Here is a 25,940-nt window from a genome sequence, read left to right on the forward strand (position 1 = left end):
CGAACAGCTTCCGTCCCGTGCACCATCAGGAAGTGCACGGCGCTGAAGATCTAGCAGCAACACAAGAGGCGCCTGAACTGGACCTTGCCCGTCAGGCGCCTCCCGTCAGCCGCGGAGGGCTTCGGCTGGTTGTACTGAGGAGGCGCGGCGGGCGGGGTAGATTCCGGCCACGACTCCGGTTGCCAGACCGATGAGTGGGGCGGTGGCCAGGATCACCGGGTGCATGACCGGCGTCCAGTCCCTGATCAGTGCCACCGCCAGGACGGCCAGCGTGCCGATGGCCGTACCGACGAGTCCACCGAACGCGCCCAGCGTGCCCGACTCGGCGAGGAACTGGGCGGTGACGTGCCGCCTCTGCGCGCCGAGTGCGCGGCGCAGGCCGATCTCCCCGGTGCGTTCCAGGACTGCCACCAGGGTGGTGTTGGCGATCCCGACCGCTCCGATGACCAGGCACACAGCGGCGAGCAGCAGAAAGAGCTGTTCGAGGTCGGAGGTCACCGAGGACCGCAGGCTCTTCGGGTCGGGCGGTGGAACCGCCTTGAAGTACTCCGGGTGGTCGGGGCGCAGCGCCGTCGCGGCTTCCCCGGCCACCTGACGGGCCGCGCCCAGGTCGGTGGCGATGAGCATCCTGGCGCCCTGGGCGGGCCGCCCCCAGAGCTCCACGGCGGTGGTTTCCGGCACGAGGACGGAGAGCAGCAGATCCGGCTGGCGCTGGACGTCCTCGACGATGCCGGCGACGGTGAACGGCTGCCCCCCGATGAAGATCGCCGGTTTGGTCTCCAGGGTGGTGATCCCCAGGCGTGCGGCGATGCCCGAGCTGATCACGGTGACACGCTGGCGGGTGTCGGTGTGGAAGTCGTCGTACAGCCTGCCCTGCGAGAGCCGGGGCTCGGCCGCCAGCAGGGCACCGGGGGCGGCGGCCACGACGTTGAGAGGTTCCCCCGCGGCGTCGCCCACCGGGGCGGCGGCGACGGTGAGTTCGGCGGTGCTCTGCCGGGACTGCACCGTCCACAGGACGCCGGCGTGCCGCACCCCGTTGAGCCGCTCCACACGGTCCGAGGCGTCGTCCGGGAACGCCGCGCCGGCGAACTCGTCCTGCTCGCGGGCGATGTCCTCGACCGTCACCTCGGTCGCGGACAGCACGTTGAAGCGGGAGTCGATCTGCGAGGAAGCGGTGGCCGTGAGGCCGAGTACGGCGACGAAGGCACCGACACCCAAGACGGTGCCCAGCATGGTGAGCGCGGAGCGGGCGGGGCGCTGCAGCATGCCGGCCAGCGCTTCGGCCAACAGGTCCCGTGGCACGAATGCGGAGCGCCCGATGGGCGGTGGGGGCGCGGCCTGCGTCGCCTCTCGGTGCCGGGTCAGCATGCGCGTGCCTGCTCGCTCTCGCTCAGGATGCCGTCCCGGATGGTGACGGTCCGTCGGCCGCGGGCGGCCACGGCCAGGTCGTGCGTGATGAGGACGATCGTGATGCCCTCGGTGTTGAGGGCCTCCAGGAGCTGGAGCACCGCCTCGGCGTTGCCGGTGTCGAGGTTTCCCGTCGGCTCGTCACACAGGAGCAGCGAGGGCCGGGCGACCAGGGCGCGCGCGATGGCCACCCGCTGGCGTTCGCCGCCGGACATCCGGGTGGGAAACGCGTCGGTCCGGTGACCGAGGCCGACCCGAGCCAGCGCCTCGCGGGCTCTCTGGGAGCGCTCGTTGCGCGGGACGCCGCTGTAGACCATGGCGAGTTCGACGTTCTCGCGGGCGCTGCGGTGCGGCAGCAGGTGGAAGGCCTGGAAGACGAACCCGATACGGCGGCCGCGCAATGTGGTGCGCTCGGTGTCCCTGAGCCGGCCGGTGTCGATGCCGTCGAGGAGAAAGCTGCCCGTCGTGGGGGTGTCGAGGAGCCCGGCGATGTTCAGGAACGTGGACTTGCCCGATCCGGAGGGGCCGACGACGGTGATGAACTCGCCCCTGTGGACCCCGAGGTCGCTGGGTCGCAACGCCTGCATGGGCGGGGGCCCCGGGTAGGTGAGGCCGACCTGCCGGAATTCGATGACGGGTGGTTCGGACGGGGGCGGGGACGCGGTCATCCGGTTGACTCCTGTGCGGCGGCATCCGCCGGGACGCCGGTCACCACCCGGTCCCCCTCGCCGAGGGTCCCGCTGTCCAGGGGGATGACCTCGACATTCCCGTCGCCGGAGGTGCCCGGCTTCACCCGGACGCGGCGCTGCCTGCCGTCGTCCTCGAGCACGGTGACCGCGGTGGAGCCGTCGGCGCCGGCCGACACCGCCGTGACGGGTACGACCAGGACCTTGCCACCGGTCGTTGCGGCCTGGACGGTCAGGCGGACGTTCTGCCCGGTCCATTCGGCCTCCAGCGGTCGGCCCGGCGCCAGAGTCATCAGATAGCCGTCCGCGTCGGCCTGCCCACCGGCGGACTGCCCCTCCTGCGTGTCGCCATCGGGACGCGGCATCGTACGGGTGGTGGCGATGGACCGTACGGAGGCCGTGGCGCCGGCGCCGTTGACCTCGGAGAGGATCTCCGCCTTCTGGCCTGCCCTGATCAGGCCCTTCTGGTGGTCGGGCACGTAACCGTGCACCACCAGCGGACCTGCGGCGACGGTCATCACGGCTCCCTGTACCTTCGCTCCGAGCCGTACGGGGAGGTCCTGCACCCGTGCCGGGAAGCTCTCCAGGAACGCGACTTCGCCGGAGGGGACCATGGGGCCCGCGGCCGCCCGCGCGGCGACGAGGCCCTCGCGTGCGGTGGCCAGGTCCTCGCGGGTACGTGCGACGGCCTTGCGCAGGCCCTCCAGATCGCGGCCGCCGCCCTCCGCCTCCCCGGCCGTCCCCGCGGTCGAGCCGGCCGTCTTGCCCGAGTCCGTTCCGGAGCTACCGGAGCCGGAGCCGCCGGCCCCGGAGCGAGAGCCGGCCTCGGCGGTCTTCAGTGCGTCCTCGGCGTCGTCCAGGGCTCGTTCGGCCGAGGTCATCTGTGCTTCGGCCGAGGTGACGGTGGCCGAGCCCTCGACGCCGCCGACCGGGAGGGGCTCGTACCCGAGCGCGTCGTAGAGCGCGGTGACCGCCGACTTCGTACCCTCGCCGAACCGCCCCCGGTTGTCCGGGGAGGTGGAGTGGCCGAGCCGACGGAGCGCGTCCTGGAGCCGGCCCACGTCACTGCCCTGGGCGCCGGGCTTGAGGTCTCGGTAGAGCGGGACGGTGCCCTGGAGTGCGATCACCGGACGGCCGGAGATCTCGACCAGCAGCCGCCCCGCGCGTACCTGGTCCCCTGCTTTCAGCGGCAGCTTGGAGACCGTGGGGCTGCCTCCCTCGGTCGTGCCGCCGGGCGTGATCTCCACGCTCTGGCCGGCGACCACGGTGCCGCGAAGGATCACCGACGAGGCCAGTGTCCGGTACTCGACCGGCGCGGTGATCACGGACGGTGCGGGGGGCCGGGAGTCCGCAGCAGCCTGGGCGGGCGACTTGATCAGCAGGGAGGCACCGAAGCCCGCCCCCGTGAGCGCGACCGCGCCCGCCGCGATCAGGGCGAGCCAGCGCGGCCTGCCCCGTACACCGTCACCCGCGTTGCCACGGGGCGTCACGGCCACGTCCGTGGAGGGCTGTTCGTCGTTCGGCATTCAGTTCGCCAATGCCTTGTTGGCCGACTTGATGACCGCGCCCTGATCCTTCTTGATCTCGGCGAAACCGGCGGCGTTCCGCTCGATGTAGTCGTTCTGGATCTGCGTTTCGAGGCGGAGCAGCACGGTGGCGAGCTTCGCGTCCTGCTTGCACGTCACATCGGCCTTGGCCACGGCCTTCTCCTGCGAGGACGCGGAGTCCCCCTGGAGGGTGTACTTCTCACCGGGCTGCAGGAAGGCCGTGTGCTGGTAGCCGGCCTTCTTCATGCAGGACACCCAGGCATCCTGCGCCTTGATGAATTCCGGCATCTTCTGGGCCTGCTCGAAGCTGGAGAAGTCGATGCTGAGCAGTCCGATCTTGCCCTTCTTGGGGTTCTGCACCTTCTCGAGCCCCAGCTTGCGCTCGGCCTCCTTCCTGCAGCCGCCCTCGGGGATGTCCTTGCCCCGGTAGCTGCCCGAGCCCGCCTGGGCGCCCTTGGGGCCCTTGGCGCCGAAGACCAAGTACGCCTCGGGCGGAAGCTTGGCCCTGCCGGACGGCGCGCCTCGGGCGTGGTCGTCGCCTGCCAACGGGATCATGTGGTAACCGTGCTCGGCGGCGACCTTCTCGCTGACCACGCCGTAGCGACGGCTCACGACCTCGACGGGCTCGGCCTTCGTGACCGGCCAGTCGAACCCGAACCGCTTCATGCAGTCGGAAGCCAGGGTGGAGTGCGCGGTGTCCACCAGCGCCTGCTGCTCGGGGGTGAAGAAATAGGCGGACACCGGGAGGACGATGTCGGCCTCCGTGACGACCTCCCGGGCCACGGAAGCGCCGGCGTCGGCGCCTTCCGGGGCGTCTTCCGCGCACCCGGTGAGCAGCAGCGTGCCGACCCCGGCGGCGATGACAAGACGTGTGTAACGCAAGGGGATCCCCTGGATAGAGTGGATGTGCTGTGGTGGGGCGGAATTGGCCTCCGCCCCACCACGGTCATGGGCCGGGGATCACGAGTCGTAGACGACGCCCGAGCAGTTGTTGCCGAAGAGGTGCGAGTCCATCACGTCGTTGGCGTTCTGGCCGCCGCTCAGGGTGATGTAGGCCAGGTTGGTCACAGAGCCGTAATTCGCGATCTTGAAGCAAGGACCCATGTGGTAGGGGCTGCGGTACACCGAGATCCTGGTGTCCACGTCCCAGTTGTCGATGGAGCTGACGTTGAAGATGTAGTTGTCACCCGCGTAGAGCGGAATGTTGGGGGATCCGGGGTAGGTGATGATCTCCCAGTTGTGGCGGGAGTTGTAGTCGTCCCGCTTGTATCCGGTGAAGTCGGAGTCCGAGTAGAGACAAGCGTTGTCGGGGGTGCAGGAAGCCGCCTGTGCGGGCGCGGCCATGGTGACTCCCGCGCCGAACAGGGATGCCACGGCGACGAGCATCGCCGAAGTGCGTCGTATCATGAGTGTTCCTCTTTTCGATCCTTGCCGAAATGACGGCTGTTGAGGGTTGATCGACATGCTGCGGCGGGGCGGAATTGGCCTCCGCCCCACCACGATCATGGGCCGGGGATCAGGAGTCGTAGACGATCCCCGAGCAGTTGTTGCCGAAGAGGTGCGAGGCCATCACGTCGTTGGCGTTCTTGCCGCTTTTCAGGGTGATGTACGCGAAATTGGTCACAGAGCCGTAGTTCGCGATCTTGAAGCAGGGACCCAGCCACTGGGAGTTGTAATACACCGAGATCCTGGTGTCCACATCCCAGTTGTCGAGCGAGCTGACGTTGAGCGGATGGTTCTCACTCCAGTAGAGAAAGGCGTCGGGGAATCCGTCGTAGTTGATGGACGCCCATGAGGACTGGGAGTTGTAGTCGTCCCGCTTCAAGCCCGTGAAGTCGGAGGACGAGTAGAGACAGGCGTTGTCGGGGGTACAGGAGGCCGCCTGTGCGGGCGCGGCCGTGGTGACTCCCGCGGTGAACAGGGATGCCGCGGCGACGAGCATCGCCGAAGTACGTCGAATCATCGAGTGTTCCTCTTCTTTCGATCCATGCCGATATGGCGGCCGGTGAACGGTGAGGGACTTGTGCGGTGCGGCGCGATCGGTTCAGCGGGGTATATCGGCGTGCTAGGGAATGTCGCCGGCGTACCAGAGCTGGTTGTCCCCGTAGTGGCAGTCCCACTGGCGGGCCGGAGCACCGTTGGCTCGACTCCAGTCCGCGATCTCGAGGCACTTACCGCTGTTCACGTTGATGAGAGCGATCACGTCGAGTCCGTCGTAGGTGGTGGTGCCGGCCCACTCCCACTGCTGGTTGGCCCCGCCGTGGCAGTCCCACTGCCGGGCCGGAGCACCGTTCGCCCTGCTCCAGTCCGCGATCTCGAGGCACTTGCCGCTCTTGGCGTTGATCAACGTGCCGTTGCCGGCGAACCACCATTGCTGGTTGTACCCCAGATGGCAGTCCCACTGCCGGGCCGCGGCGCCGTTCGCCGTGCTCCAGTCCGCGACCTCAAGACACTTGGTGGCGTTCAGGTTGGTGAGCCTCTGCCAGTCGCTGCCGATCGCCGCGGACGCAGGCGAAGCGGGCAGGCACAGGAACACCAGCACACTCGTCGCGATCAACCCGACAGCGCGGCGAAAGAATCCGCCAGGTCCAGTCGGCATACGCATTCTGTTCTCCTTTCGTCTCAGGGGGTCAGGGGCTGGGTCAGGAGTAGACGGTCGTCCAGTCACCGCTCTGCTCGGCGGGGACCCACACGATCTCGTCGCCGTAATACGTGGCGAAGGAGCAGGAGTTGTTCCTGTAGAAGGTGACGCTGACCTCTCCCTTCCACCACCAGCCGCTGATCCAGGTGTCCCTGCTCGGCGTGATGAAGCATCCCGACACCGATTCGCCGTCCTGGTTGTAGCCCTGGATACGGATGGAGTAGACGACGGTGCTGGTGTCGTGGAAGCGGATCTGCTGGCCGTTCGATCCGGCGAACGACTGGCCCGCGGAGCCCAACACCCCGGCGAAGGCCAGGGCAGCGGCCGCGACGGTGGTGGCAGCCTTCTTGCGCACGCTCATTCTTGTCCCCCATGAGATGGATCTCGGACGCCTCCTCGCGGGAGGGCGAGGGGCATGGAGACGCGAATGACACAGGCCGATGCCACTGTCGATGGCATGCCGGGCGTCGGGCCGGGATTGTTGTCCCGTGGCTCCGTTCACGCTGTGGCGCTGTCCCCAGCGGAAAATGTAGGCCCGAGCAGCGCGCGGTGGTGTGCATGGCCTGCCGGTTCTCTGTCCTCTGCGTGCCACGGGGCGGCCAGGGAGAGGGCGCGGTGTTCGACAGGGGTGATTCCGTAGGCCTCGCGGAACGCCCGGCTGAACCCGGTCGCGCTGGAGAAGCCCCAGCGAGCCGCGATCGTCTGAACGGGCTGACCGCTCAGTTCCCCGCGGGCGAGGTCGGTGTGGGCGTGCTCAAGGCGGCTCTGGCGGATGTGTGCCGCGACGGTCCGGGGCTGGTCGCCGAACAGGCGGTAGAGACCCCGCACGGACATGTTGTGCCGATCGGCGATCAGCTCGGGAGTCAGGCCCGGGTCGCCGAGATTGCTCTCGATGAAGCGGTAGATCCGCTGCAGCGTCTCCTGCGCGCGCGCCTCGGCGGGCGCCTCACCGGGGTCACCGAGCTGCCGCGCGAGAAACGCCGTGGCCAGGTCGAGGGCGACGGACCCCATGGCGCGCAGCTCCTCAGGGCGACATTGCGGGCCTCGTGAGTGCAGCGCCTTCAGGAAGTCGGCGAGGATCGCCCCTGACCCGGCGTCCGTGGCCAGGCTCCGTGCGAGGAGGCGGTTCACCCGGTCGGGTCTCAGCGCCAGCGCCTGGCGGGGGATCTGCAGGACCACCGACTCGATCTGCCGCGCTGTGCACGCCCCCTCGCTCGGCCGTGAGGTGTCCGTGAGCACGAGTCCCCCCGCGACCACCGATTCGTTGCCGTGCTGGGAGATCCACACTTCGCCCTGAGTGACGAGTGCCAGCTGCAAGTGCTCCGGATCGGCACGCCGGACGTGCGTCGGGGTGCGGCGCGAGAGCACGGGCGAGCAGGACACGGCGGACAGCCGCACCGTGCCGAGATCCAGGTACGTCATGCTCGCCCGGAAGTCGGCTGCATGCCGTGTGCTGAGCATGACAGGCATGACGGCACGGGAGACCGTCTCGCAAAACCAGTCGAACCTGTCCTCCCCCGCCCCGGCGGTATCGGTCAAAGCCAGCAAACCCACGCGTTTCCCCAACACTTCTGCGCGCCGCCACCAGCCTCTCACCCGGCTGTCGCACAGCCGCGCTCCACCCCACCGGTGCGCGAGCCCCTGACAGGCTGCCGTGAGGCCGAGTTCGTCAAGGAGACAGCGGACGCGCCGCTCGGTCCGGTCGCGGAGGGGCCGGATCGCGGCGACGCCTTGCCCGACGGGGTCGTCGAGGCTCCAATCGAGCCTCCTCAACGGCGCCGGGCAGTACGCGTACTTGGCCGGCGGCTGTCTGATCACCGGCAACGAGGACGGTGTGAAGCACTGCGCGATGAACGTCCTCTACAGCCTCCAGCACCTCGGGTACACGGTGCCGCCGCAGGCGGACGCGGGCTGGATCGGGGAGGCCGGACCCGGCCCCTCCCATCTGGACCCCGGCTCGGGCGGACCCGAGAACGACTTCACCAACCGCAACACCAGTTTCATGGCCTGGAACCTGATGCATCTGGCCGGGCTGCTCAAGCGGGCGGGCGGGATCCCGGCGCACGGCAACCAGCGCCCGGTGTGGGACGCCGGCTGCAAGCCCGAGTTCCCGAACCCCGAGCACTGCTGACCGGACGTCAAGGGCCCTGGAGGGCGCAGAGGTCACCCCCCGTTTTGGATTGTCGGAGGATCATCAATACGATCCGGCGATGATCACGAGAAAACGGCTGGCGACCGGGGCCTGCGCGCTGCTCGCCGCCCTGAGCGTCGCGCTCCTGCCGACAGGCGCGAGCGCCGACGCGCCGGTGGCGAAGGAATCCCCCAAGGTCGAGCTGGTCCTCGACGTGAGCGGCTCCATGCGGGCCAAGGACATCGACGGCAAGTCCCGGATGGCCGCGGCCAAGCAGGCCTTCAACGAGGTCCTCGACGCGGTGCCCGAAGAGGTCCAGCTCGGCATCCGCACGCTGGGCGCCGACTACCCCGGGCCGGACCGCAAGCGGGGCTGCAAGGACACCCGGCAGCTCTACCCGGTGGGCCCGCTCGACCGGACCGAGGCCAAGACCGCCGTGGCCACCCTGGCCCCGACGGGCTGGACCCCGATCGGCCCGGCCCTGTTGGGCGCGGCCGATGACCTGGAGGGCGGTGACGCCACCCGGCGGATCGTGCTCATCACGGACGGCGAGGACACCTGCGCCCCGCTCGACCCGTGCCAGGTGGCGCGCGAGATCGCGGCGAAGGGCATCCACCTCGTCATCGACACCCTGGGCCTGGTCCCGGACGCCAAGACCCGGCAGCAGCTCACCTGTATCGCGGAGGCCACCGGAGGCACGTACACCTCCATCCACCGCACCGAGGACCTCTCCCGACGGGTTCGGCAGCTGGTCGACCGCGCCGCCGACCCGGTCGTCACCCCGGTGGCCACCGAGGGCGCCCTGCGCTGCGCCGACGCGCCGCAGCTCAAGCCCGGCCTGTACACCGACCGCGAGGCCTTCGGCCAGCACCGCTGGTACCGGGTGGACCTGCTGCCCGGTCAGGAACTGCGCGCCTCCGTCAGCGTGTCGGCGGACCGTGCCGTCAACAACGACTACGGCGTGCTGCTGCGCGCCGTCACCCGTCACGGCCGGGAGATCGTCCGCGGCTCCGAGGCCGGCGACGGACGCACCGACGTGATCTCGACGGGGCTCCGCTACCCGAAGCCGGAGCTCGACGACGAGACCGAGGACGGCAAGCCGGCCGCGGAGACGGTCTGTCTCCAGGTCAGCAACTCGTTCTCCGCTCCCCCGTCGGTGAAGACGACGCCGGGCATGCCGATCGAGCTGACGGTCGACGTCGTCGACGGCCCGTCGGCCGCGTCGGACGTGGCCTCGTTCGGTCTCGGCCGCGGCTGGTGGCTGCTCGGCGCGCTGGCCCTCGTCGGCTTCGTGGCCGGTCTGCTCTGGGGCTGGCTGTCCCGCTGGCGCGTCGCTGTCTGGAGGACCCACTGATGCGTACCGTACGTATGCTCGCCACGGCCGCGCTCACGGGCGCCGCTCTCCTCGGTCTCGCGGCCCCGGCCGCCCTGGCCGACTCCCCCTCCGCCACGGCGGACCCCGAAAACACCCGCTCCACGGCCGGGCCGACGGAGGCGGGCACCACGTTCCGTACCGCCGCGCGGTTCCTCCCCGGGCAGCAGGCCACCGCGCAGGCCGCCACGGGTGACTACCTGTACTGGGTGTTCCCGGCGGACACCGGGCAGCGGCCGACGGTGAACGCCACCGTCACCCTGCCCGACGCGGCCCTGCGGCACGGGCCCGCCACCTGGCGGGTCGACGTGTACGACGGGCTCCGGCGGCGCCAGCCGTGCATGTACGGGACCCAGTCCCGCGCCGCGGCGAAGGAGACCGCGACCGTGCGGCTCACCTGTGTGCTGCGGCCGGTCCGCGCCTCTGCCGACACCTGGTCGAACGACCCGCTGCCGGGCAGCTACTACGTGCGGCTGACCGCCGTATCCCTGCCGGACGACGACCTCGGCCAACCGTTCACCGCCCGGGTCGAGGTGAGCACCGTCGACAAGGGCGGCGCCTACGCCACCGACGGCTCGCTCGCCGCGCCGCTCGTGCCCGGGGCGACGACGGCCGACCAGGCGGAGGCCGACGCGGACGCAGGCCGGCCCTCCGCCGTCGAGGCCGCGGCCCCGGAGGACGGCTGGTCGTCCGGCTGGTGGTCCGACCGCTGGCTCTGGACCGCGGCGGGCGGCATCCTCGCGGCGCTCGCGGGCGTCGGCGGCTATGTGCTGACGCGCGGCGCGGGACGCCCGTCCCGGGTCCCGCCGGCCGCCTGACCGGCCACTGGAACCGACGAAGGCCCCCACCGCGCCGATGCGGTGGGGGCCTTCGCACGCTCCGGACGGACACGGTCCGGAGTCGGTCCCGTTCACCGGCGGGCCGGGAAACCGTGGGCGCGGGCCCCCGCCACGATCGCCACCACCGGAACGAGCAGGACCAGCACGCTCCAGGACAGGGCACCCGCGCCGAGGACATCGAGCAGGACACCGCCGGCGATGCCGCCCGCCGCCATGGCGGCGTTCCAGAGGCTGACCAGCAGCGTCTGGGCGGTGTCGGCGTGCTCGCCGCCCGCGTCGGCGGCAGCCGTCTGGAGGAGGGTGGGCGCACCGCCCCAGCCGAACCCCCAGAGCACGGCGGCCGTCAGGACGAGCCCGGTGCTGCCGGCCGGGACGGCGAGCACGGCGGCCGCCACGGCGACGAGGATCGCGCCGGCGAGGGTGAGGGTCCGGAGCCTGCGGTCGATGTGCCGTCCGGTGAACCAGATCCCCGCGAGCGAGGCGGCGCCGAAGACCAGCAGGACGAGGCCCGTGGAGCCGGCGAGGCCGAGATGGCCGAGGTAGGCGGCGACATAGGTGTAGAGGACGGTGTGGGCCAGGACGAGGGTGAACGTGGCGGCCAGGACCGGGAGGACGCCGGGCACCTTCAGGGTCCGGGCGACCGGGGCGCGCCCGCCGTGCGCCTCGCCCGGCAGGTCCGGGACGGCGAGGGCGATCCAGCCGAGGAGCCCGACGGCGATGACGGTCATGGCGGTGAAGGCGACGCGCCAGCCCACGGCCTCGCCGAGGAAGGTGCCGGCCGGCACGCCGAGGGAGAGCGCCAGGGGGATGCCGGTCATGGCGACGGCGACGGCCCGGCCCTGGAGGTGCGGTGGGGCGATGCGCCGGGCGTATCCGGCGAGCAGGGCCCAGGCGACGCCCGCGGCGACCCCGGCGAGGAACCGGGCGCCCATGGTGAGGGCGTACGAGGAGGAGACGGCCGTGACGGTGTTGGCGGCGGCGAATCCGGCGACCGAGGTGAGCAGCAGGCGCTTGCGGCGCCATCCGGCGGTGCGGGCTGCCAGGGGTACGGCGGTGAGGGCGGTGCCGAGGGCGTAGACGGTGACCGCCTGGCCCATGGCGGCCTCGCCGACGCCGAGGTCGGCGCTCATGCCGGGCAGGACGCCGGCGGGGAGGGTCTCGGTGAGGCTGGTGACGAAGACCGCGGTGGCGAGGGCGAGCAGCGCGAGGAGCGGCAGCCGGCCGGCGGGGGTCTCGGGGGTGGCGGGGCTCTTGGGGGCGGGGGTCTCGGGAGCGGTGGGCGCGTCGGAACGGGCCGCCGCTGTCGTGTGGTTGGCCATGGACCTATGCTCGAACCCTCACATTGATGTGAAGGTCAAGCGAGTCCCTGGAGGGGGCGTCCATGCGGATCGGGGAACTGTCGGAGCGCACCGGAACACCGCGCCGACTGCTGCGCTACTACGAGGAGCAGGCTCTCATCGTCGCGGACCGGCTGCCGAACGGCTACCGGGTCTACGACGAGTCGAACCTGGACCGGGTCATGCAGATCCGCGGCCTTCTGGACGCGGGTCTGCCGACCCGGATCATCAAGCAGATCCTGCCGTGCCTGAACAAACCGCGGATCATCCACTTCCCGGACGCCACCCCTGAGATGCTGGCCACCCTGGAGGACGAACGGGACCGGATGACCGAGCGGATCCGCTGCCTCACCCGGAACCGGGACGCGGTGGCGGAGTATCTGGACGCGGTACGGAAGAAGCCGGCGCCGTCCCTCTGACCGCTGCCCTCAGGTCATCCGGCCGGCGCCCTCCAGGACGGCCTGCCGGATGCGGTGGTAGGTCCCGCAGCGGCAGATGTTGCGGATGGTGTCCAGGTCCGCCTCGGTGATCTCGCGCCCGGCCTCCCGGGCCCGGCGGACCTCCGCGACCGCGGTCATGATCTGGCCCGGCTGGCAGTAGCCGCACTGGGCGACGTCGAGGTCGAGCCAGGCCTCCTGCATGGGGTGGAGGTCGCTCCCGACGGTGTCCGGGAGCCCCTCGATGGTGGTGACCTCGTCGTCCGGGGCGAGGTCCTCGACGGGCACGGCGCAGGGCGTGAACGCCTTGCCGTTGAGGTGGCTCGTACAGGCCCGGCAGACGCCGACCCCACAGCCGTACTTGGGCCCGGTGACGCCCAGGACGTCACGGAGGACCCAGAGCAGACGGACGTCGCCCTCGACGTCGGCGGTGACGGCCTTGCCGTTCAGGATGAAGGTGTGCTGTGGCACGGGTGCTCCAGGTCTCTACAGGGCGCGGTCGCGGCCGTCGGTCGGCGAGGCGGGGACGGGCGGGACGGTCGGCAGGGGGGTGAAGGCGAGCGGCTCGGCGTGGTTGACGGGGAAGACCGTCGGCATCGTGCCGGTGGCCCGGCCGTAGGCGCAGGCGACGGCCGCCATGGCGCCGGCGACCGCGAGTTCGCCCGCGCCGCCCGGCTTCTCGCCGGTCGAGGGCATCACGATGATCTCCAGCTCGGGCGGGGTGTTCCACTGCCGGGTGTAGAAGTACTGGTCCCAGCTGCCTTCGAGGAAGTGCCCGTCGCGGAGATGGAGGCCGGACGTCAGGGTGATGGCGATGGCGTCGGAGATGCCGCCCATCATCTGGGCCTCCAGGCCGCGCGGGTTGACGGCGAGGCCGACGTCGACGGCGCAGACCACCTTGGTCACCCGCGGCCCGGTGACCGCGCCGGGGATCTTCCGCCCGGTGGTCTCGGGGCGGCAGTCGATCTCGGCGAGGACGGCGACGAAGGAGTGGTACTCGGCGTGGACCGCGATGCCCTGGGCCGTGCCGGGTGCCATCGTCCGCCCCCAGTCCCCCGCTTCGGCGACCTTGTCGAGGACGGCGCGGGCCCGCGGGTCCTTCATGAGCCCACGTCGCAGCGCGTACGGGTCCTTGCCCATGCGGCGGGCCAGCTCGTCCATGACGAGCTCCTGGGCGCAGCGCACGTTGGGCGAGTAGATGCCGCGCATGGAACCGGTGTTGAAGCCCTTGTCGGTCTCGGAGAGCAGCTGGGTGGTGACGCCGAGGTGGTAAGGGCTCACCTGGGTGAGCTGGAACATCGTCTCGGAGAAGGCCAGATCGCCGACGGGCAGACGGGCCACCTCCGCCGTGAGGAGCTCGCCGATGCCGTGCCCGAAGTCGGTGGCCACGGAGGTGTGGCGCTGCTCGTAGGTGAGGACCTCGCCGAGCGTGTACGTGGCGCGGACCCGTGAGGTGGACATCGGGTGCGTACGGCCCTGACGGAAGTCGTCGGTGCGGTGCCACATCAGTTTGACGGGCCTGCCCATGGCGCGGGAGATCTCGGCGGCCTCGTGGGCGGCGTCGTGGAAGAGCTTGCGGCCGAAGGAACCGCCGCCCTCGGTGACATGGACGCGGACGGCGGACACCGGCAGACCGAGCTCGATCGCGATCTGCTCCTGGGCGACGATCGGGGCCTTGAGCGAGGCCCAGATCTCCGCGGAGTCCTCGCGCACGTCGGCGATCGCGCAGTTGGTCTCCAGTGCGGCGTTGCTGGCGAAGTGAAAGGTGAAACGGGCGTCGACCGCCTTGGTGAGCAGCGGCAGCGGCGGCACCACCAGCGGGAGTTCGGCCCGGCGGAGCTTCGCGAGCACGGTGGCGTCGGAGGCGCCCTCGGCGGTGCCGGGCCCCCAGTCGACCCGGAGGGCGCGCACCGCGTCGATGCACTGGCCGAAGGTGCGGCCCCGGACGGCGACGCCGGTGGAGACGGTGACGACGTCGGTGACACCGGGCATGGCCCGGACCTCGGCGAGATTGGCGACGGACCGCACGGTGCCGTTGATGGTGGGCGGACGGCAGACCATGGTGGGCAGGGCGTCCGGGACCTGGAGGTCCATCGCGAACCTCTTGCGGCCGGTGACCGCTTCGAGGGCGTCCACGCGGCGCTGCCCGGTGCCGATGACGCGGAAGCGGTCCGGGTCCTTGAGGGTGACCGCGACGGCGGTGTCGGACAGCGCGGCGGCCCGCACGGCGAGTTCGCCGTAGCCGAGCAGCGCGCCGGCCGGGGAGAGGACGGCGCCGGCCTTGGTGGTGAGGGTGCCGACGGCCTCGCCGAGGACGAGGGAGGCGGCGTGCAGGAGCCGGCCACGGGCGACGGCGGCGGCGACGCGGAGCGGGTGGTAGGTGGAGTACGTCGTGTTGGAGCCGCCGGTCAGCTGGTTGAAGAGCAGCTCGGGCCGGGCGTCGGCGAGCGTCGCCTTCACCTTGTCCAGGGGCAGGTCGAGTTCCTCGGCGACGATCATGGCGCTGGAGGTGGTGATGCCCTGGCCGACCTCGGCGCGGGGCAGGTCGAAGTGGGCCGTGCCGTCGCTGTCGAGGCGGATGGTGATGAGGTGGCTGGTGGGGAGGGCCGCGAGGGTGAGCAGCTCGTTGAGGTCGAGGAGTTCGGCGGGCCCCGGGAGCGAGGGGATGAGTGCCGGGGCCGCCGCTGCGGCCTGCCGTGGCGCGAGGGCCTCGGCGCCGAGCTGGGCGGCGACGGTGAGGGTGGGCGCGGCGAGGACGTAACCGAGGAACCGGCGCCGGGAGGTGCCGCGCGTCGCGTCGCCACCGTGCGCACCCTCGGGATGCGCGGTTCCGTCCCCGGTGCCGCTCGTGGGGTGGTCGTCCCGCGCGGGGTGCCGCCTCGCCATTCGTGGTGCCCTTCGTCATGGCCCGGCGCTGCGTCCGGTGCCTCCTCGGATGTGTTGATCATCGCTCATGTGGGTGACCCCCGAGGCCCGTTCTGACGGATGGCTGTCAGGTCACCGTCAAGTCGGGTCCCTCCTCGCCGCCACCGCTGCCCGGAGGGCAGGGCCCGCGGCGACTGGTGCGTGAGCCGAACTCCCAGGAGCAGACGCCGCAGGGCTTCCTCCTTGCGCGCAAACCGCGCGGCTGACCCGGCCGGGCGAGGCAGTGGGGCCGTACGGGAACGGGGGAACGGAGTCGTAAGGGAGGAGCGCGGGAGCGGGGCCGTACGCGCGCGGCCGGTCGGGCGGGCAGCCCTCCGCGTCGCCCGGGAGCGGAGTCGCGCGCCCGAGCGGAGCTGGGTGGACGAGATCCGGGCGCGCTGGCCGCCGCCCGCGATCAGGGCGTTGACGGATGCCATCGGGTCGCCGCCCACCGACCGGGCGAGCAACGCACCGACGACCACCGGGCCGAGGGCGACGGCGAGGGCCGTGCCGGTGGCGGTGACGTGCTGGAGGGGGCGGGTGCGCCGGACGTCGAAGGTCATGGTCACAGTCCAGCAGGGCGCCGGCGTCGGCGTATCGGTCCAGGTACTCAGACCGGCGTACGCGGCTACTCAGGCGTGATCGTGCGAGCGCCCCGAGGGGTCCCGCACGGACGTTTCTTCCGCGATCCTCGGGGATCTGCGAACGCGACGAGGCGTTCCCGGGCCGACCATGGGAGGCGGACCAACCGTGACGACGGAGACGACGTCAGAAACGACGGGGACAACAGGGGCGGCGGAAGCGGCCGGGAGCCAGGTCCCGGTCGGTACCCCGCCCGCACCCCCGCCCGCACCCGCCGCCGTACTCGTGGTGCAGCACGAGGAGGACGCGGGGTCGGGGCTCGTCGGTGAGCACCTCGTACGGACCGGCCTCCGGCTCGACGTGGTGCGCGCCTGGGAGGGCGAGGTGCTACCGGCCGATCTGGGCGGCCACGCGGGGCTGCTGGTCCTCGGCGGGGCGGTGAACTGCGAGGACGACGAGGCCGCTCCCTGGCTGCCCGGGGTCCGGTCGCTCGTCCGCGAGGCCGTGGCCGAGGGGATACCGCTGCTCGGGATCTGCCTGGGCGGCCAGATCGTCGCGCAGACCCTGGGCGGGTCGGTCACCACACGCGCCCAGGGCCCGGAGTTGGGAGCCGTGCCGCTCCGGAGGCTGCCGGCCGTGACGGAGGATCCCGTGCTCGGCGAGGTGCCGGACGGCGCCCTGGCGGCGCAGTGGCACTGGGACGACGTGGACCGACTGCCGCCCGGCGCGGTCCCGTTGCTGACGGGCGACGACTGTCCGTACCAGGCGTTCCGGGTCGGGTGCGCCGCATGGGCGGTGCAGTTCCATCCGGAGGCGGATGGGGACACGGTCGCGGAGTGGGCCGCCGTGGACGGCGAGCGGATACGAGAGACGGGCACCGCCCCGGAGGCCACGGTGGCCGCGGTGCGGGACGCGGAGCCCGAACTCCGCACGGTCTGGGGCGCGGTGGCGAAAGCCTGGGGTGCGGTGGTCCGGGCTCACGCGGTCGCGAGGCCGCGGCGATAGCCTCACGCTCATCGCCGCCCTGTCCTCACCGCGCATCCGTGCGGGAAAGGGCGCGCTCATGTGCTCCTGCCAGCCGCAGGCGATCGTCTGCGGACCCGGTGGTTCTCCTCACGGGGCTCATCATCCTGCGACGTCGGACCCGCACGCTAATTTGTTCGCATGACCTACGGAGAGAGCGGGACCGAGCGCATCAGGCCGCACCAGTTCCACGAGACCGTCGGCGTGGAGGACTGGCGCGTCGTCGGCGAGGGAGCATGTGCGTACTTCAGCACCGGTTCGTTCGCGATCAGCGCCCAGTTCGTACAGGCCGTCAGCGAAATGCCGGGAGTCGGGGACGAGTACCCGGACGTCGACGTGCGGCAGAAGGGCGTGCTCGTACGGCTGATCACGGTCAAGGACGACTACTACGGGCTGACCGAACGGCACGTCGAGCTGGCCCGGCAGATCTCGGCGGTGGCCCGCGCGCTGGACATACCGGCCGACCCTTCCGCCGTGCAGACCGTCCAGATCACCATCGATGCCCTCGCGCGTCCTGGCGTGGTGGCGTTCTGGCGCGCACTGCTCAACTACGAGTACCGCGCGAACAGCGACGAGGACCTGCTGGACCCGCACCGCCGCGGGGCACCGTTCTACTTCCAGCGGATGGATGCACCGCGCCCGCAGCGCAACCGGGTCCACGTCGATGTGTGGGTGCCCTACGACCAGGCCGAGGCCCGGATCGCCGCGGCGCTCGCCGCCGGCGGTCGCCTGGTGAACGACGCGGACGCGCCGTCGAACTGGGTGCTGGCCGACCCCGAGGGGAACGAGGCATGCCTCGGCGTGGCCGGTGCGCCTTCGCATCCGGAACCGCTCGCCTAGGTCGTGTCAGGCGCCGCGGGCCAGGCGGGACTCTCCGGCACCCCCTAGGGCCAGTCGACGAGCCCCAGGAAGAGGAGAGAGAGCAGGACGACGGAGACCGGCGCGAGGGCGGCGATCGTGCAGCGCCGGACCGTGTGGCGGCGGCGCCACGGCAGGGCCCAGCTCGTGACGAGCAGGCCGAGCGGCAGCACCAGGCCGACGAGGAAGGTCCAGAAGGCCGGCATGTAGTCCGCGCTGAACTCGGCGCTCCTCGCCCCGGAGCAGGGGTCGCAGGCCATCGGGGAGAGTGCCACGCAGATGAACGCGACGAACGCGAGCGGCAGGGTGAGGACGGTGGCGACGGTCGGGGCGATCCAGGCACTCGGGGCCGGGTCGTCACCGGTGGGACCGGGGCCGGTGGCGACACGGGTGGTGGTGACGGGAAGAGTGCGGTGGGGCATGCGCCCATCACATCCCCGGGGCCGCGCCGCGCACATGAGTCCGCGTACTCACGTCTGCGGTGAGTGCCTGCCCGGCGCGTCCGCTTGGCCGGGCGGGGGCGGTGGGGTTGCTTGGGCGGGCGGCCGTACCGTACGAGCACGCACCCCAGAACGAAGGAGACCGCCGCCATGGCCGACTACCGGATCGAGACCGTCCGCACCGGGTACCGGAACTGGACCGCCCGCAACGACCGGGGCGCGGAGGTCCGGATGGCCGCCGCCGACGACGCCGACGCGCAGCCCTCGTTCACGCCGGTCGAGTTGCTGCTCGCGGCGATGGGCGGCTGCGGCGGGCTCGTCGTGGACCGGACCGCGCGGGCGGTGGACCACGACGACCTGAAGATCGTGGTGGAGTCGGTCTCCGGGCCCGAGGACGACGGCCGGGTGGGCCGTATCCGGGTCAGCTACGAGTTCGAGCTGCCGGACAACAACCCGAAGGCCGCCGAGGTGTTCGCCCGCGGGGTACGTCTGACGCACGAGAAGTTCTGCACGGTGAGCCGGACCGTGGAGCACGGCGCGCGTGTGGAGGCGATCCTGCCGGACGGCACGGTCGGCTTCGAGGGCTGATCCCCGCCGCACGCCGGGGCGGCGCCCGCCTCCGCGCCGCCGCGCTCAGGCCTTCACTCCTCGATCGCGCCGCCGATCCGGCGCAGATGCTGCCGGAAGGTGTACGCGGGGTCCTCGGCCCGGCCCGCCAGAAAGGCGTCGAACCGGGTCTGGGCGCGGAGCGTCTCCCCCGCCCTGATACGCCGGGCCTGTTCCCGCTCCGTACGGAACAGCGTGCGGGCCACCTGGAGGACGGCGGCCACCCGGGCGGCCGGCACGAAGAGCACGCCGTCGTCGTCGGCGAAGACGACATCGGCGGCGGTCACCTGGTGCTCGCCGATCCGGGCCGTGGTCAGCGCGTCGGGGTCCCGGGGGTCGAGACGTACGGGGCCTGGCGCGTGCCGCCCGTACGAGAAGACGGGCAGCCCGATCTCGACGAGGTCGGGGGTGTCCCGGTGCAGGCCCCAGACGACGACCCCGGCGACGCCCGCCGATTCCGCCTCCAGGACGGCGAGGTCACCGATGCAGGCCTCGTCGCGGCGGCCCGCGTTGTCGATGACGAGGACGTCACCGGGCCCGGCCCGGGTGAAGGCCTCCAGGAAGACGTCGACGCTGCCGTAGTGCCGTACGGGCAGCGCCCGCCCGGCGACCCGCTGCCCGGCGACGACGGGCAGAACCCCGGCGGGCGCGGCGCGCAGCGGTTCCCCGAGGCGCACGCAGGCGTCGGCGACGAGAGGGGTGGAGAGGTCCGCGAAGTCGGCGAGATCCTTCAACATCGGCATCAGGCGTTCCGTTCGGTGACGAGTACGGACGGCGGGCTGCGCGATGCTATCGGGCGACGGTGTGTGACCGGCTGACGTCGGCCGGGTGCTCCTGGCGTGCAGCCCTGGCCCGGCCTCCCTACGATGAAGGCATACCGATCCAGAGCGAGGGACCATGGCCCCAGAGGATGTCGCCTCGCCCGCCGGCCGCCCCGCGGGTCTGAAGGCAAACGCGATCGGGTTCGTCGACGCCCTCGTCATCGGGCTCAACTCCACCTCCCCCGCGTACTCCCTCGCCGCCGTCATCGGCCCGATCGTCGCGCTCGCCGGGATCTACGCGCCCGGCGTGATGTTCGCGTCCTTCGTCCCGATGCTGCTCATCGCGTCGGCCTTCTACTACCTGAACAAGGTCGACCAGGACTGCGGCACGACGTTCTCCTGGGTCACGCGCGCGATGGGCCCGTGGGCCGGCTGGCTCGGTGGCTGGGCCATCGCGATGACCGGCGTCCTGGTCGTCGGCTCGCTCGCCGATGTGGCCGTGAGCTTCGCGCTGCTCTCCGTCGGCCTGGACAGCTGGGTGGACAACGCCTTCGTACGCCAGTCCCTCACCGTGCTCCTGATCCTGGTGATGACGGCCGTCTGCGTCATCGGCACCGAGCTGTCGGCCCACGTGCAGAACGTCCTCATCCTGGCGCAGGTCGCCTTCCTGCTGATCTTCGTGGGTGTGGCGCTGTACAAGGTGTACGACGGCACGAGCGCGTACGACTCCGTCGAACCCTCCCTCAGCTGGCTGAACCCCTTCGGCGCCGGAGGCGCGGCGCTGACCGGCGGCCTGCTGCTCGGCGTGTTCATCTACTGGGGCTGGGAGTCGGCGGTCAATCTCACCGAGGAGGTCGAGAACTCCGCGACCGCCCCGGGCAAGGCGGGCCTCTGGTCGACCGTCATCCTGCTGGTCACATACGTGTCGGTGGGGTTCGCGGTCGTCGCCTACGCCGGTCCGGCGTTCCTCTCGGAGAACGCGGGCGAGGAGGAGTTCATCTTCGCCCAGCTCGCCACCGATGTGCTCGGCGGCTGGGACTGGGTCCTGCTCCTGGCCGTCTCCACCTCCGCCATCGCCTCCACCCAGACGACGATCATCCCGGCCTCTCGCACCGCGCTCTCCATGGCCCGCCGTCGTGCGCTGCCATCGCACTACGGCCACATCAGCCCCCGCTTCCGCACCCCCGACGTGAGTACGTGGTGGGTCGCCGGCATCGCCATCGCCTGGTACCTGGTGGTCAACCAGATCAGTACGAACGCCCTCTTCGACTCGCTGACCGCGCTGTCGCTCCTGATCGCCTTCTACTACGCGCTCACCGGTGTCGCCTGTGCGGTCTACTACCGGCGCCATCTCTTCGAGAGCGTCCACAACTTCCTGCTGATCGGGCTCGGCCCGCTCGTCGGTGCCGGGCTCCTGACCTGGCTCCTGGTGAGGTCGGTCTCCGACATGTCCGATCCCGCGAACTCGTACAGCGGCACCTCGTGGTTCGGTCTCGGGCCGCCGCTGGTCATCGGTATCGGCATCGCCCTCACCGGGGTGCTCGTCATGATCGTGTGGCGGCTGCGGTCGCCGGCCTTCTGGGAGGAGCGCCCGGGCGTGGCCGACCCCGACCTGGTGCACGGGAAGGGGCGCTGAGATGTCGGTCGTGCTCGGTTACGACGAATCCCCCGGCGCGGCCCGCGCGTTGCGCATCGCGGTCGAGGTGGCCACCGCGTTCGACGAGACACTGGTGCTGGTCTACGGCGCGGCGGCGCCCGGCCCGCTGGGCGAGGAGTACCGGTCCCACTACGAGGCGATCCGTCAGACCGGGCGCGCGGGCCTGGAGCACGCGGTCACGGAGGCCGACCGGGCGGGTGTCCCGACCGTGGTCGAGGTGCTCGACGAGAAGCCGGCGCAGGCCCTGATCGACGCGGCGACCCGCCACGCGGCCCGCGTCATCGTGGTGGGCAGCTGGGGGGAGAGTCCGATGCGTGGCGCGCTGCTCGGCTCCACACCCCACAAACTCCTCCACATGTCGACCGTGCCGGTGCTCTGCGTGCCGCCGGACGACGTCTGACGGGCCGGGTCCACAGCTCCGGTGCCGCGGTCGTCCTCCTCAGTCGAGCCAGAGGGCGCGCACCGGGCTCAGCGGGTCCGCCGCGATCCGGGGTTCCGCGTCCCAGATCATCGTGGCGCGCTCCTCGGCCGTGTAGCGCGGCCAGTCGGCGCCCGGGTCCTGGTCCGTCACGAAGGCGACCCAGGCACGGTGCATGGCGTCGGCCAGCCTGCGCGGCGGCGCGTCCCCGGCGACGGCCGGGACTCCCTCGGCGTCGAGGAGGTCGAAGGCGAACGGCAGGTCCACGCAGTGGAAGGCGAGCCCGACGGCCGGTGAGCACCAGGCGAACTCGTAGAGCCAGGTGGGTCGTCCGTGTGCGGCGCGGGCGTCGGCGACGGCGAGGTTCGGGGCGCGGAAGGTCGCGTCGGTCAGCGCCTGGCCGAAGAGCTGCTCCGGGCCGCGCTCCGCGTACGCCTCCGTGAGGGCATCGGTCCGCGCCGGGTCGAGGCCGAGGCCGCCGAGGAGGACGGGAAGCGGCGGGCCCTCCGGGCCGGGCGCGGGGAACATCGTGAACTCGTGTTCGGTGAAGCCGAGCATCAGGGGGACGTCCGCGCCCGCCTCGCCCGTCGCGAGCGCGTCGAGGACGGGCAGGGGGATCAGCTCGCCGTCGGCGAACGGGGCGAGGGCCAGCATCGGCGGCAGGCCCTCGCGGTCGGGGCCCGGCTCGGCCAGGCGGTCCTGGAGGGCGAGGATCTCGTCGTCGGTCAGGTCGCGGAGGGCGGTGACGGTGGCCGGGACGCCGGTGCGGGCGGTGAGGAGGCGGGAGGCGGCGCGGGCGACCTCCGGACCGTCGGGTCGCGGGACGGCGCCCGAGACGGAGAGCGCGCCCCGGAACAGGCCCTTGGCGGCGGGGACGGCGAGGAGGGTCTGGACGGCGCCGCCGCCCGCCGACTGCCCGGCGACGGTGACCTTGGCGGGGTCGCCGCCGAAGGCCGCGATGTTGTCCCGTACCCATTCCAGGGCGGCGATCCAGTCCCGTACGCCCCTGTTGTCGGGGGCGTCCTCCAGGTGCAGGAAGCCCTCGATGCCGAGCCGGTAGCCGACGGAGACGAGGACGACGCCGTCCCGGTTGAACGCGGCCCCGTCGTACCAGGGGCTGGCCGCCGAGCCGGCGACGTAGCCGCCGCCGTGGATCCAGACGAGGACGGGCAGCGCGGCGGTGGGGGCGGTGTCGGGGGTGAAGACGTTGAGGTTGAGGATTCCGGCGCCCGGGACGGTGGGCTCGGGGATGGTGGTGATCTCGGCGAAGGGGCGGCGCTGTGCCGTCGGGCCGTACGCGGTGGCGTCGAGCGGCTCCGTCCACGGCTCCGGCGGTACGGGCGCGGCGAACCGCAGGTCGCCGACGGGCGGCTGCGCGTACGGGATGCCGAGGAAGCGCATGCTGCCGTCGGCGCGGCGCTCGCCGCCGACGGGCCCGCGGTCGGTGGTCACGGTGGTGCCGGTCGTGCCAGTGGTGCCGGTGGTGCTCATGGGGTGCTGCTCCTTCTGCGCGGGGGCACACGAAGCCCGGGGAAGGAGCCTGTCACCGGTTACTTACACGTGTCAATCCCTGTCGTGGCCCGCGCCTCCTCCCTGGGCAGCAGCAGCGGTGTCGCGAGCAGGAGGACGCCCGCCAGGCCGATCGCCGCGCGGGGTCCGACGGCGACCGCGAGGAGTCCCCACAGCGCCGTGAGGGCCGCGATGGAGGCCTTGGCGGTGACGGACCAGGCGGTGAGGGTACGGACGACCCGGTCGGTCGCGGTCAGGTCGAGGCGGTGGGCGGCGAGCACCGGGTTGAACACGGCCGAGCAGGTGATCAGCGCCAGCTCGACCCCCATCACCAGCACCATCCCGGTGACACCGGGATGGACGAAGACCAGCCCCACGGGCCAGCATGCGCGGACCACGCCCGAGGTCCGCAGGACCCGGTGCCGGCCGTACCGCGCGACGAGCGGGCGGGAGAGGCGTGAGCCGATGAGCCCGCCGATGCAGGGAACGGCGAAGGCGATCCCGTACTGCCAGGGGGCGAAGCCGAGGGACCCCAGCATGAGGACGGCGAGGAGAGGCGCGGTCGCCATGATCAGACCGTTGACCAGGACGGCGTTGAGGAACAGCGGGCGCAGAACGGGGTGGGCGAGGATGTGCCGCCACCCTTCGAGGAGGTCACCGGCCCTCATCCGCTGCCCCTCCCTGGGTACGGGACGGGGCTCGCTCCCCCTGATCGCGCGGATGCCGGACGCCGAGAGCAGATAACTCACGGCGTCGACCAGCACCGTCGCCACCGGGCCGAGCAGCGCCAGCAGGGCACTTCCGAGCGGCGGCCCGAGCACGGTCGCGGTCCAGGTCGTGGATTCGAGCCGGGCCTGGGCGACCAGCCGGCCCTCCGGCGGGACGAGCGCCTTCAGACAGGCGCCGGAGGCCGCGCCGAAGGTGATGTCGGCCGACGCGACGACGACGGAGGCGACCACGAGCTGGGTGAAGCCGAGCACGTCCAGCACGTACGCGACGGCGACGCTCAGCATCGCCGCGCACCGGATGAGGTCCATGGCGATCATCACGGGCCGCTTGCGGCGGAACTCCACCCAGGGGCCGAGCGGCAGCGCGACCGCCGCGCCCACGGCGGCCCCCACGGCGGCCAGCGCGGCCACCTCGGCGGAGCCCTTGTGCAGCACGGTGATCGCGAGCAGCGGGAAGGCGTTGAAGGCGACCCAGGTGCCCAGCGTTCCGGCCGCGTACGCCGCCCACAGCCATCCGAAGTCCCGCCCGAGGGACACCCTGCCCGCCATGCCGTACCCCTCTCGCCGACGGGCCACACAATCACGCACCGCCCGCCGGCACCAAAGCGAGCCGGGGTCCGCCGGCCCGAGTGCCGACATCAGGACACCCGCCCGGGCGCGGCCACATGATCACCCTGCCGCGCCCTAGACTCGGAACGCCCGGGGGACGGGCAGGTCCAGGGGAAGGCGGCCGGTGATGCAGTGGAAGGCCGATGCCGTGGTGGGGGTGCTCGTCGTCCTGCTCGGTGCGGGGCTCATGACCGCCGGAGTGCTCTGGAACGGGCGGGCGGTGCGGCCGTTCGCCGCCTCCCGCGCGCGTTCCGCGGCCCAGCGGGAGTACGCGCGCGATCTGCAACGGGCGGCCGACCAGGTGATCGCGGTGGCCCGGCGGTCCGCCGGCGAGGGCGAACCGGCGATCGTCACCGTCGAGGCCGTGGTGCGGACGACACAGGAGCGTTACGGGTACGCCGGGGTGGAGCGGCGGCACGCGGCGGCGGCGCTGCGCCGGCGGTACGAGCAGGGGCGCTGCGCCGTCGACTGTGTGACCGACGCCTACGGCTGAACGTCCGTGCCGGGGACGGGCGTTCCCTGGTGGTAGTACATCCGCAGGCCCGTTCCGACCGGCGCGGCGGGGTCGCGTCGCCAGAGCGAGCTTCGCCGCACCCGGCGCCCGTCGCGGAGCGTCTCGTACGTGAGGTGGACGAGACCCGGGGCGAGCAGCGTCCCGGTGAAGGCGGTGGGCACGTACCGCGATGCGTCCTCGGTGTTGCCTGCCATCTCGGGCAGGTCGGCGAGCATCTCCTCGTACGTCCAGCGCCGGCCGGAGGCGCCGACCTCGACGAACTCCGGGTCGAGCAGTTCGGCGGCAAGCTCCCGGGAGACGCGTACGGCCGGGTCCATGAGGCTCAGTTCACCGGCGAGGGCCGCGGCGACATCAGGGTTCTGGGGAGCGTTCACCCGCGTCACTCCCCCGTCGTTCCGTCGAGGCGTTCGCGCAGCAGGTCGGCGTGGCCGTTGTGCCGCGCGTACTCCTCGATCATGTGGGCGAGGACGTAGCGCACGGAGTACGTCTCCCCCTCGTGGGTTCCGGTGACGTCGAGGGAGTCGGCCGCGGCCACGATCGCACGGGCGCGGGCGCACTCCTCCCGCCAGATGGTGAACGCCTCGTCGACGTCGGCCTCGTCCACGTCGAAGTCGGCCCAGTCGGTGGAGCCGGGCGGTGTCCAGGGACTGCGGCTCCGCTCGCCGTTGAGGGTGTTCCGGAACCAGCCGCGCTCGACCTCGGCGGCATGGCGGACGAGTCCGAGCAGGGAGAGGCCCGAGGGGGTGACCGCCCGCTCCTTCAGCTGGTCGGGGGTGAGCCCCTCGCACTTCAGGGCGAGGGTGTCGCGCTGGAAGTCGAGCATGGCCGTGAGAACGGCGCGTTCGTCCCCGGTGTACGGCACGGACGTGCGGTGATGCTGGATCGTCATGGAGGCATTGTGCCGTCGCCCCGGGCGGGTGGCCCGGGAGTTTCC

At 71.8% G+C, this 25,940-nt stretch carries 28 protein-coding genes and 1 pseudogene; 10 read left to right on the plus strand and 19 right to left on the minus strand.

What is annotated here, in order from left to right; genetic code table 11:
• Window positions 1-105: 105 nt before the first annotated feature.
• The 9 genes from OG462_RS05470 to OG462_RS05510 form a co-directional block, all read right to left on the minus strand.
• Complete coding sequence (locus OG462_RS05470; RefSeq protein ID WP_406054964.1) at window positions 106-1,368, minus strand: ABC transporter permease; 1,263 nt, start codon at window positions 1,366-1,368, stop codon at window positions 106-108.
• Window positions 1,362-2,075, minus strand: coding sequence for an ABC transporter ATP-binding protein (locus OG462_RS05475; RefSeq protein ID WP_406054966.1), 714 nt, complete (start codon window positions 2,073-2,075; stop codon window positions 1,362-1,364). The genes OG462_RS05470 and OG462_RS05475 overlap by 7 nt, the downstream gene beginning before the upstream one ends.
• Window positions 2,072-3,619, minus strand: coding sequence for a hypothetical protein (locus tag OG462_RS05480; RefSeq protein ID WP_406054968.1), 1,548 nt, complete (start codon window positions 3,617-3,619; stop codon window positions 2,072-2,074). The genes OG462_RS05475 and OG462_RS05480 overlap by 4 nt, the downstream gene beginning before the upstream one ends.
• A complete protein-coding gene (locus tag OG462_RS05485; protein WP_406054970.1) occupies window positions 3,620-4,522 on the minus strand; it encodes a hypothetical protein in 903 nt (300 codons plus the stop codon). It lies immediately after the preceding gene.
• Between the two features lie 78 nt (window positions 4,523-4,600).
• A complete protein-coding gene (locus OG462_RS05490) occupies window positions 4,601-5,047 on the minus strand; it encodes a hypothetical protein (RefSeq protein ID WP_406054972.1) in 447 nt (148 codons plus the stop codon).
• Window positions 5,048-5,156: 109 nt separating this feature from the next.
• Window positions 5,157-5,603: a hypothetical protein gene (locus OG462_RS05495; RefSeq protein WP_406054974.1), complete on the minus strand. Its 447-nt coding sequence runs from the start codon at window positions 5,601-5,603 to the stop codon at window positions 5,157-5,159.
• Window positions 5,604-5,705: 102 nt separating this feature from the next.
• Window positions 5,706-6,239, minus strand: coding sequence for an RICIN domain-containing protein (locus tag OG462_RS05500; RefSeq protein WP_406054976.1), 534 nt, complete (start codon window positions 6,237-6,239; stop codon window positions 5,706-5,708).
• Window positions 6,240-6,282: 43 nt separating this feature from the next.
• Window positions 6,283-6,642, minus strand: coding sequence for a hypothetical protein (locus tag OG462_RS05505; protein WP_406054978.1), 360 nt, complete (start codon window positions 6,640-6,642; stop codon window positions 6,283-6,285).
• 137 nt (window positions 6,643-6,779) lie between these two features.
• Window positions 6,780-8,099, minus strand: a complete 1,320-nt coding sequence (locus OG462_RS05510) for a helix-turn-helix domain-containing protein (RefSeq protein ID WP_406054980.1) — start codon at window positions 8,097-8,099, stop codon at window positions 6,780-6,782.
• Between OG462_RS05510 and OG462_RS05515 the strand changes: the two are divergent.
• The 3 genes and pseudogenes from OG462_RS05515 to OG462_RS05525 form a co-directional block, all read left to right on the plus strand.
• Window positions 8,041-8,412 (plus strand): annotated as a pseudogene (locus tag OG462_RS05515) (flavodoxin family protein); the annotation flags it as partial. The gene OG462_RS05510 and the pseudogene OG462_RS05515 overlap by 59 nt on opposite strands.
• A 79-nt stretch (window positions 8,413-8,491) precedes the next feature.
• On the plus strand, window positions 8,492-9,766 hold the full coding sequence (locus tag OG462_RS05520) for a VWA domain-containing protein (RefSeq protein ID WP_406054982.1): 1,275 nt from the start codon (window positions 8,492-8,494) through the stop codon (window positions 9,764-9,766).
• A complete protein-coding gene (locus OG462_RS05525) occupies window positions 9,766-10,602 on the plus strand; it encodes a hypothetical protein (RefSeq protein WP_406054984.1) in 837 nt (278 codons plus the stop codon). The genes OG462_RS05520 and OG462_RS05525 overlap by 1 nt, the downstream gene beginning before the upstream one ends.
• 92 nt (window positions 10,603-10,694) lie before the next feature.
• Here the strand turns inward: OG462_RS05525 and OG462_RS05530 are convergent, their stop codons facing one another.
• The gene (locus OG462_RS05530; RefSeq protein WP_406054986.1) at window positions 10,695-11,942 is read right to left on the minus strand and encodes an MFS transporter; all 1,248 of its coding nucleotides are present in this window, start codon (window positions 11,940-11,942) and stop codon (window positions 10,695-10,697) included.
• Between the two features lie 62 nt (window positions 11,943-12,004).
• On the opposite strand from OG462_RS05530, the gene OG462_RS05535 reads away from it, so the two are divergent.
• Window positions 12,005-12,379 carry a MerR family transcriptional regulator gene (locus OG462_RS05535; RefSeq protein WP_406054988.1) on the plus strand — a complete coding sequence of 125 codons (375 nt, stop codon included), beginning with the start codon at window positions 12,005-12,007 and terminating at the stop codon, window positions 12,377-12,379.
• Between the two features lie 9 nt (window positions 12,380-12,388).
• On the opposite strand, the gene OG462_RS05540 is transcribed toward OG462_RS05535, so the two are convergent.
• From OG462_RS05540 to OG462_RS05550, 3 genes are all read right to left on the minus strand, one after another.
• Window positions 12,389-12,868: a (2Fe-2S)-binding protein gene (locus tag OG462_RS05540; RefSeq protein WP_406054990.1), complete on the minus strand. Its 480-nt coding sequence runs from the start codon at window positions 12,866-12,868 to the stop codon at window positions 12,389-12,391.
• Between the two features lie 15 nt (window positions 12,869-12,883).
• Window positions 12,884-15,283: a molybdopterin cofactor-binding domain-containing protein gene (locus tag OG462_RS05545; RefSeq protein ID WP_406054992.1), complete on the minus strand. Its 2,400-nt coding sequence runs from the start codon at window positions 15,281-15,283 to the stop codon at window positions 12,884-12,886.
• A 65-nt stretch (window positions 15,284-15,348) separates the two neighbouring features.
• Window positions 15,349-15,864, minus strand: a complete 516-nt coding sequence (locus tag OG462_RS05550) for a hypothetical protein (RefSeq protein ID WP_406054994.1) — start codon at window positions 15,862-15,864, stop codon at window positions 15,349-15,351.
• 187 nt (window positions 15,865-16,051) lie between these two features.
• Here OG462_RS05550 and OG462_RS05555 point away from each other — a divergent pair, with 187 nt between their 5' ends.
• Together OG462_RS05555 and OG462_RS05560 are read left to right on the plus strand one after the other, a co-directional pair.
• On the plus strand, window positions 16,052-16,888 hold the full coding sequence (locus OG462_RS05555) for a type 1 glutamine amidotransferase (RefSeq protein ID WP_406054996.1): 837 nt from the start codon (window positions 16,052-16,054) through the stop codon (window positions 16,886-16,888).
• A gap of 159 nt (window positions 16,889-17,047) precedes the next feature.
• Window positions 17,048-17,746: a VOC family protein gene (locus OG462_RS05560; protein WP_406054998.1), complete on the plus strand. Its 699-nt coding sequence runs from the start codon at window positions 17,048-17,050 to the stop codon at window positions 17,744-17,746.
• A 44-nt stretch (window positions 17,747-17,790) separates the two neighbouring features.
• Here the strand turns inward: OG462_RS05560 and OG462_RS05565 are convergent, their stop codons facing one another.
• The gene (locus tag OG462_RS05565; RefSeq protein WP_406055000.1) at window positions 17,791-18,186 is read right to left on the minus strand and encodes a hypothetical protein; all 396 of its coding nucleotides are present in this window, start codon (window positions 18,184-18,186) and stop codon (window positions 17,791-17,793) included.
• Window positions 18,187-18,354: 168 nt separating this feature from the next.
• Here OG462_RS05565 and OG462_RS05570 point away from each other — a divergent pair, with 168 nt between their 5' ends.
• Entirely contained in the window at window positions 18,355-18,792 is a 438-nt protein-coding gene (locus OG462_RS05570; protein ID WP_073902499.1) for an OsmC family protein, read from the plus strand.
• Window positions 18,793-18,845: 53 nt separating this feature from the next.
• Here OG462_RS05570 and OG462_RS05575 read toward each other — a convergent pair whose 3' ends face one another.
• A complete protein-coding gene (locus OG462_RS05575; RefSeq protein ID WP_406055002.1) occupies window positions 18,846-19,553 on the minus strand; it encodes an RraA family protein in 708 nt (235 codons plus the stop codon).
• A gap of 154 nt (window positions 19,554-19,707) precedes the next feature.
• On the opposite strand from OG462_RS05575, the gene OG462_RS05580 reads away from it, so the two are divergent.
• Together OG462_RS05580 and OG462_RS05585 are read left to right on the plus strand one after the other, a co-directional pair.
• Window positions 19,708-21,207 carry an APC family permease gene (locus OG462_RS05580; RefSeq protein ID WP_406055004.1) on the plus strand — a complete coding sequence of 500 codons (1,500 nt, stop codon included), beginning with the start codon at window positions 19,708-19,710 and terminating at the stop codon, window positions 21,205-21,207.
• A gap of 1 nt (window position 21,208) precedes the next feature.
• Window positions 21,209-21,628, plus strand: coding sequence for a universal stress protein (locus OG462_RS05585; protein WP_406055006.1), 420 nt, complete (start codon window positions 21,209-21,211; stop codon window positions 21,626-21,628).
• Window positions 21,629-21,667: 39 nt separating this feature from the next.
• On the opposite strand, the gene OG462_RS05590 is transcribed toward OG462_RS05585, so the two are convergent.
• Together OG462_RS05590 and OG462_RS05595 are read right to left on the minus strand one after the other, a co-directional pair.
• Complete coding sequence (locus OG462_RS05590) at window positions 21,668-23,137, minus strand: carboxylesterase/lipase family protein (RefSeq protein ID WP_406055008.1); 1,470 nt, start codon at window positions 23,135-23,137, stop codon at window positions 21,668-21,670.
• Between the two features lie 59 nt (window positions 23,138-23,196).
• Window positions 23,197-24,432 carry an MFS transporter gene (locus tag OG462_RS05595; RefSeq protein ID WP_406055010.1) on the minus strand — a complete coding sequence of 412 codons (1,236 nt, stop codon included), beginning with the start codon at window positions 24,430-24,432 and terminating at the stop codon, window positions 23,197-23,199.
• Between the two features lie 187 nt (window positions 24,433-24,619).
• Between OG462_RS05595 and OG462_RS05600 the strand changes: the two genes are divergently transcribed.
• A complete protein-coding gene (locus OG462_RS05600) occupies window positions 24,620-24,985 on the plus strand; it encodes a hypothetical protein (protein ID WP_406066376.1) in 366 nt (121 codons plus the stop codon).
• On the opposite strand, the gene OG462_RS05605 is transcribed toward OG462_RS05600, so the two are convergent.
• A complete protein-coding gene (locus OG462_RS05605) occupies window positions 24,976-25,323 on the minus strand; it encodes a DUF4440 domain-containing protein (protein ID WP_406066378.1) in 348 nt (115 codons plus the stop codon). The two genes, OG462_RS05600 and OG462_RS05605, sit on opposite strands and share 10 nt — an antisense overlap.
• Window positions 25,324-25,385: 62 nt before the next feature.
• Entirely contained in the window at window positions 25,386-25,895 is a 510-nt protein-coding gene (locus OG462_RS05610; RefSeq protein ID WP_406055012.1) for a DinB family protein, read from the minus strand.
• Window positions 25,896-25,940: the final 45 nt, after the last annotated feature.

The organism is Streptomyces sp. NBC_01077, assembly GCF_045162855.1.
Taxonomy (GTDB): Bacteria; Actinomycetota; Actinomycetes; order Streptomycetales; family Streptomycetaceae; genus Streptomyces.

What these genes read in the sequence shown, in the direction of transcription:
- OG462_RS05525 (WP_406054984.1), top strand. Translation starts at nt 9,766, where the DNA reads ATGCGTACCGTACGTATGCTCGCCACGGCCGCGCTCACGGGCGCCGCT.
- OG462_RS05600 (WP_406066376.1), top strand. Translation starts at nt 24,620, where the DNA reads ATGCAGTGGAAGGCCGATGCCGTGGTGGGGGTGCTCGTCGTCCTGCTC.
- OG462_RS05520 (WP_406054982.1), top strand. Translation starts at nt 8,492, where the DNA reads ATGATCACGAGAAAACGGCTGGCGACCGGGGCCTGCGCGCTGCTCGCC.
- OG462_RS05470 (WP_406054964.1), bottom strand. Translation starts at nt 1,368, where the DNA reads ATGCTGACCCGGCACCGAGAGGCGACGCAGGCCGCGCCCCCACCGCCC.
- OG462_RS05480 (WP_406054968.1), bottom strand. Translation starts at nt 3,619, where the DNA reads ATGCCGAACGACGAACAGCCCTCCACGGACGTGGCCGTGACGCCCCGT.
- OG462_RS05505 (WP_406054978.1), bottom strand. Translation starts at nt 6,642, where the DNA reads ATGAGCGTGCGCAAGAAGGCTGCCACCACCGTCGCGGCCGCTGCCCTG.
- OG462_RS05570 (WP_073902499.1), top strand. Translation starts at nt 18,355, where the DNA reads ATGGCCGACTACCGGATCGAGACCGTCCGCACCGGGTACCGGAACTGG.
- OG462_RS05475 (WP_406054966.1), bottom strand. Translation starts at nt 2,075, where the DNA reads ATGACCGCGTCCCCGCCCCCGTCCGAACCACCCGTCATCGAATTCCGG.
- OG462_RS05495 (WP_406054974.1), bottom strand. Translation starts at nt 5,603, where the DNA reads ATGATTCGACGTACTTCGGCGATGCTCGTCGCCGCGGCATCCCTGTTC.
- OG462_RS05595 (WP_406055010.1), bottom strand. Translation starts at nt 24,432, where the DNA reads ATGGCGGGCAGGGTGTCCCTCGGGCGGGACTTCGGATGGCTGTGGGCG.
- OG462_RS05590 (WP_406055008.1), bottom strand. Translation starts at nt 23,137, where the DNA reads ATGAGCACCACCGGCACCACTGGCACGACCGGCACCACCGTGACCACC.
- OG462_RS05565 (WP_406055000.1), bottom strand. Translation starts at nt 18,186, where the DNA reads ATGCCCCACCGCACTCTTCCCGTCACCACCACCCGTGTCGCCACCGGC.
- OG462_RS05545 (WP_406054992.1), bottom strand. Translation starts at nt 15,283, where the DNA reads ATGGCGAGGCGGCACCCCGCGCGGGACGACCACCCCACGAGCGGCACC.
- OG462_RS05580 (WP_406055004.1), top strand. Translation starts at nt 19,708, where the DNA reads ATGGCCCCAGAGGATGTCGCCTCGCCCGCCGGCCGCCCCGCGGGTCTG.
- OG462_RS05490 (WP_406054972.1), bottom strand. Translation starts at nt 5,047, where the DNA reads ATGATACGACGCACTTCGGCGATGCTCGTCGCCGTGGCATCCCTGTTC.
- OG462_RS05610 (WP_406055012.1), bottom strand. Translation starts at nt 25,895, where the DNA reads ATGACGATCCAGCATCACCGCACGTCCGTGCCGTACACCGGGGACGAA.
- OG462_RS05585 (WP_406055006.1), top strand. Translation starts at nt 21,209, where the DNA reads ATGTCGGTCGTGCTCGGTTACGACGAATCCCCCGGCGCGGCCCGCGCG.
- OG462_RS05500 (WP_406054976.1), bottom strand. Translation starts at nt 6,239, where the DNA reads ATGCCGACTGGACCTGGCGGATTCTTTCGCCGCGCTGTCGGGTTGATC.
- OG462_RS05560 (WP_406054998.1), top strand. Translation starts at nt 17,048, where the DNA reads ATGACCTACGGAGAGAGCGGGACCGAGCGCATCAGGCCGCACCAGTTC.
- OG462_RS05575 (WP_406055002.1), bottom strand. Translation starts at nt 19,553, where the DNA reads ATGCCGATGTTGAAGGATCTCGCCGACTTCGCGGACCTCTCCACCCCT.
- OG462_RS05530 (WP_406054986.1), bottom strand. Translation starts at nt 11,942, where the DNA reads ATGGCCAACCACACGACAGCGGCGGCCCGTTCCGACGCGCCCACCGCT.
- OG462_RS05605 (WP_406066378.1), bottom strand. Translation starts at nt 25,323, where the DNA reads ATGGACCCGGCCGTACGCGTCTCCCGGGAGCTTGCCGCCGAACTGCTC.
- OG462_RS05550 (WP_406054994.1), bottom strand. Translation starts at nt 15,864, where the DNA reads ATGACCTTCGACGTCCGGCGCACCCGCCCCCTCCAGCACGTCACCGCC.
- OG462_RS05535 (WP_406054988.1), top strand. Translation starts at nt 12,005, where the DNA reads ATGCGGATCGGGGAACTGTCGGAGCGCACCGGAACACCGCGCCGACTG.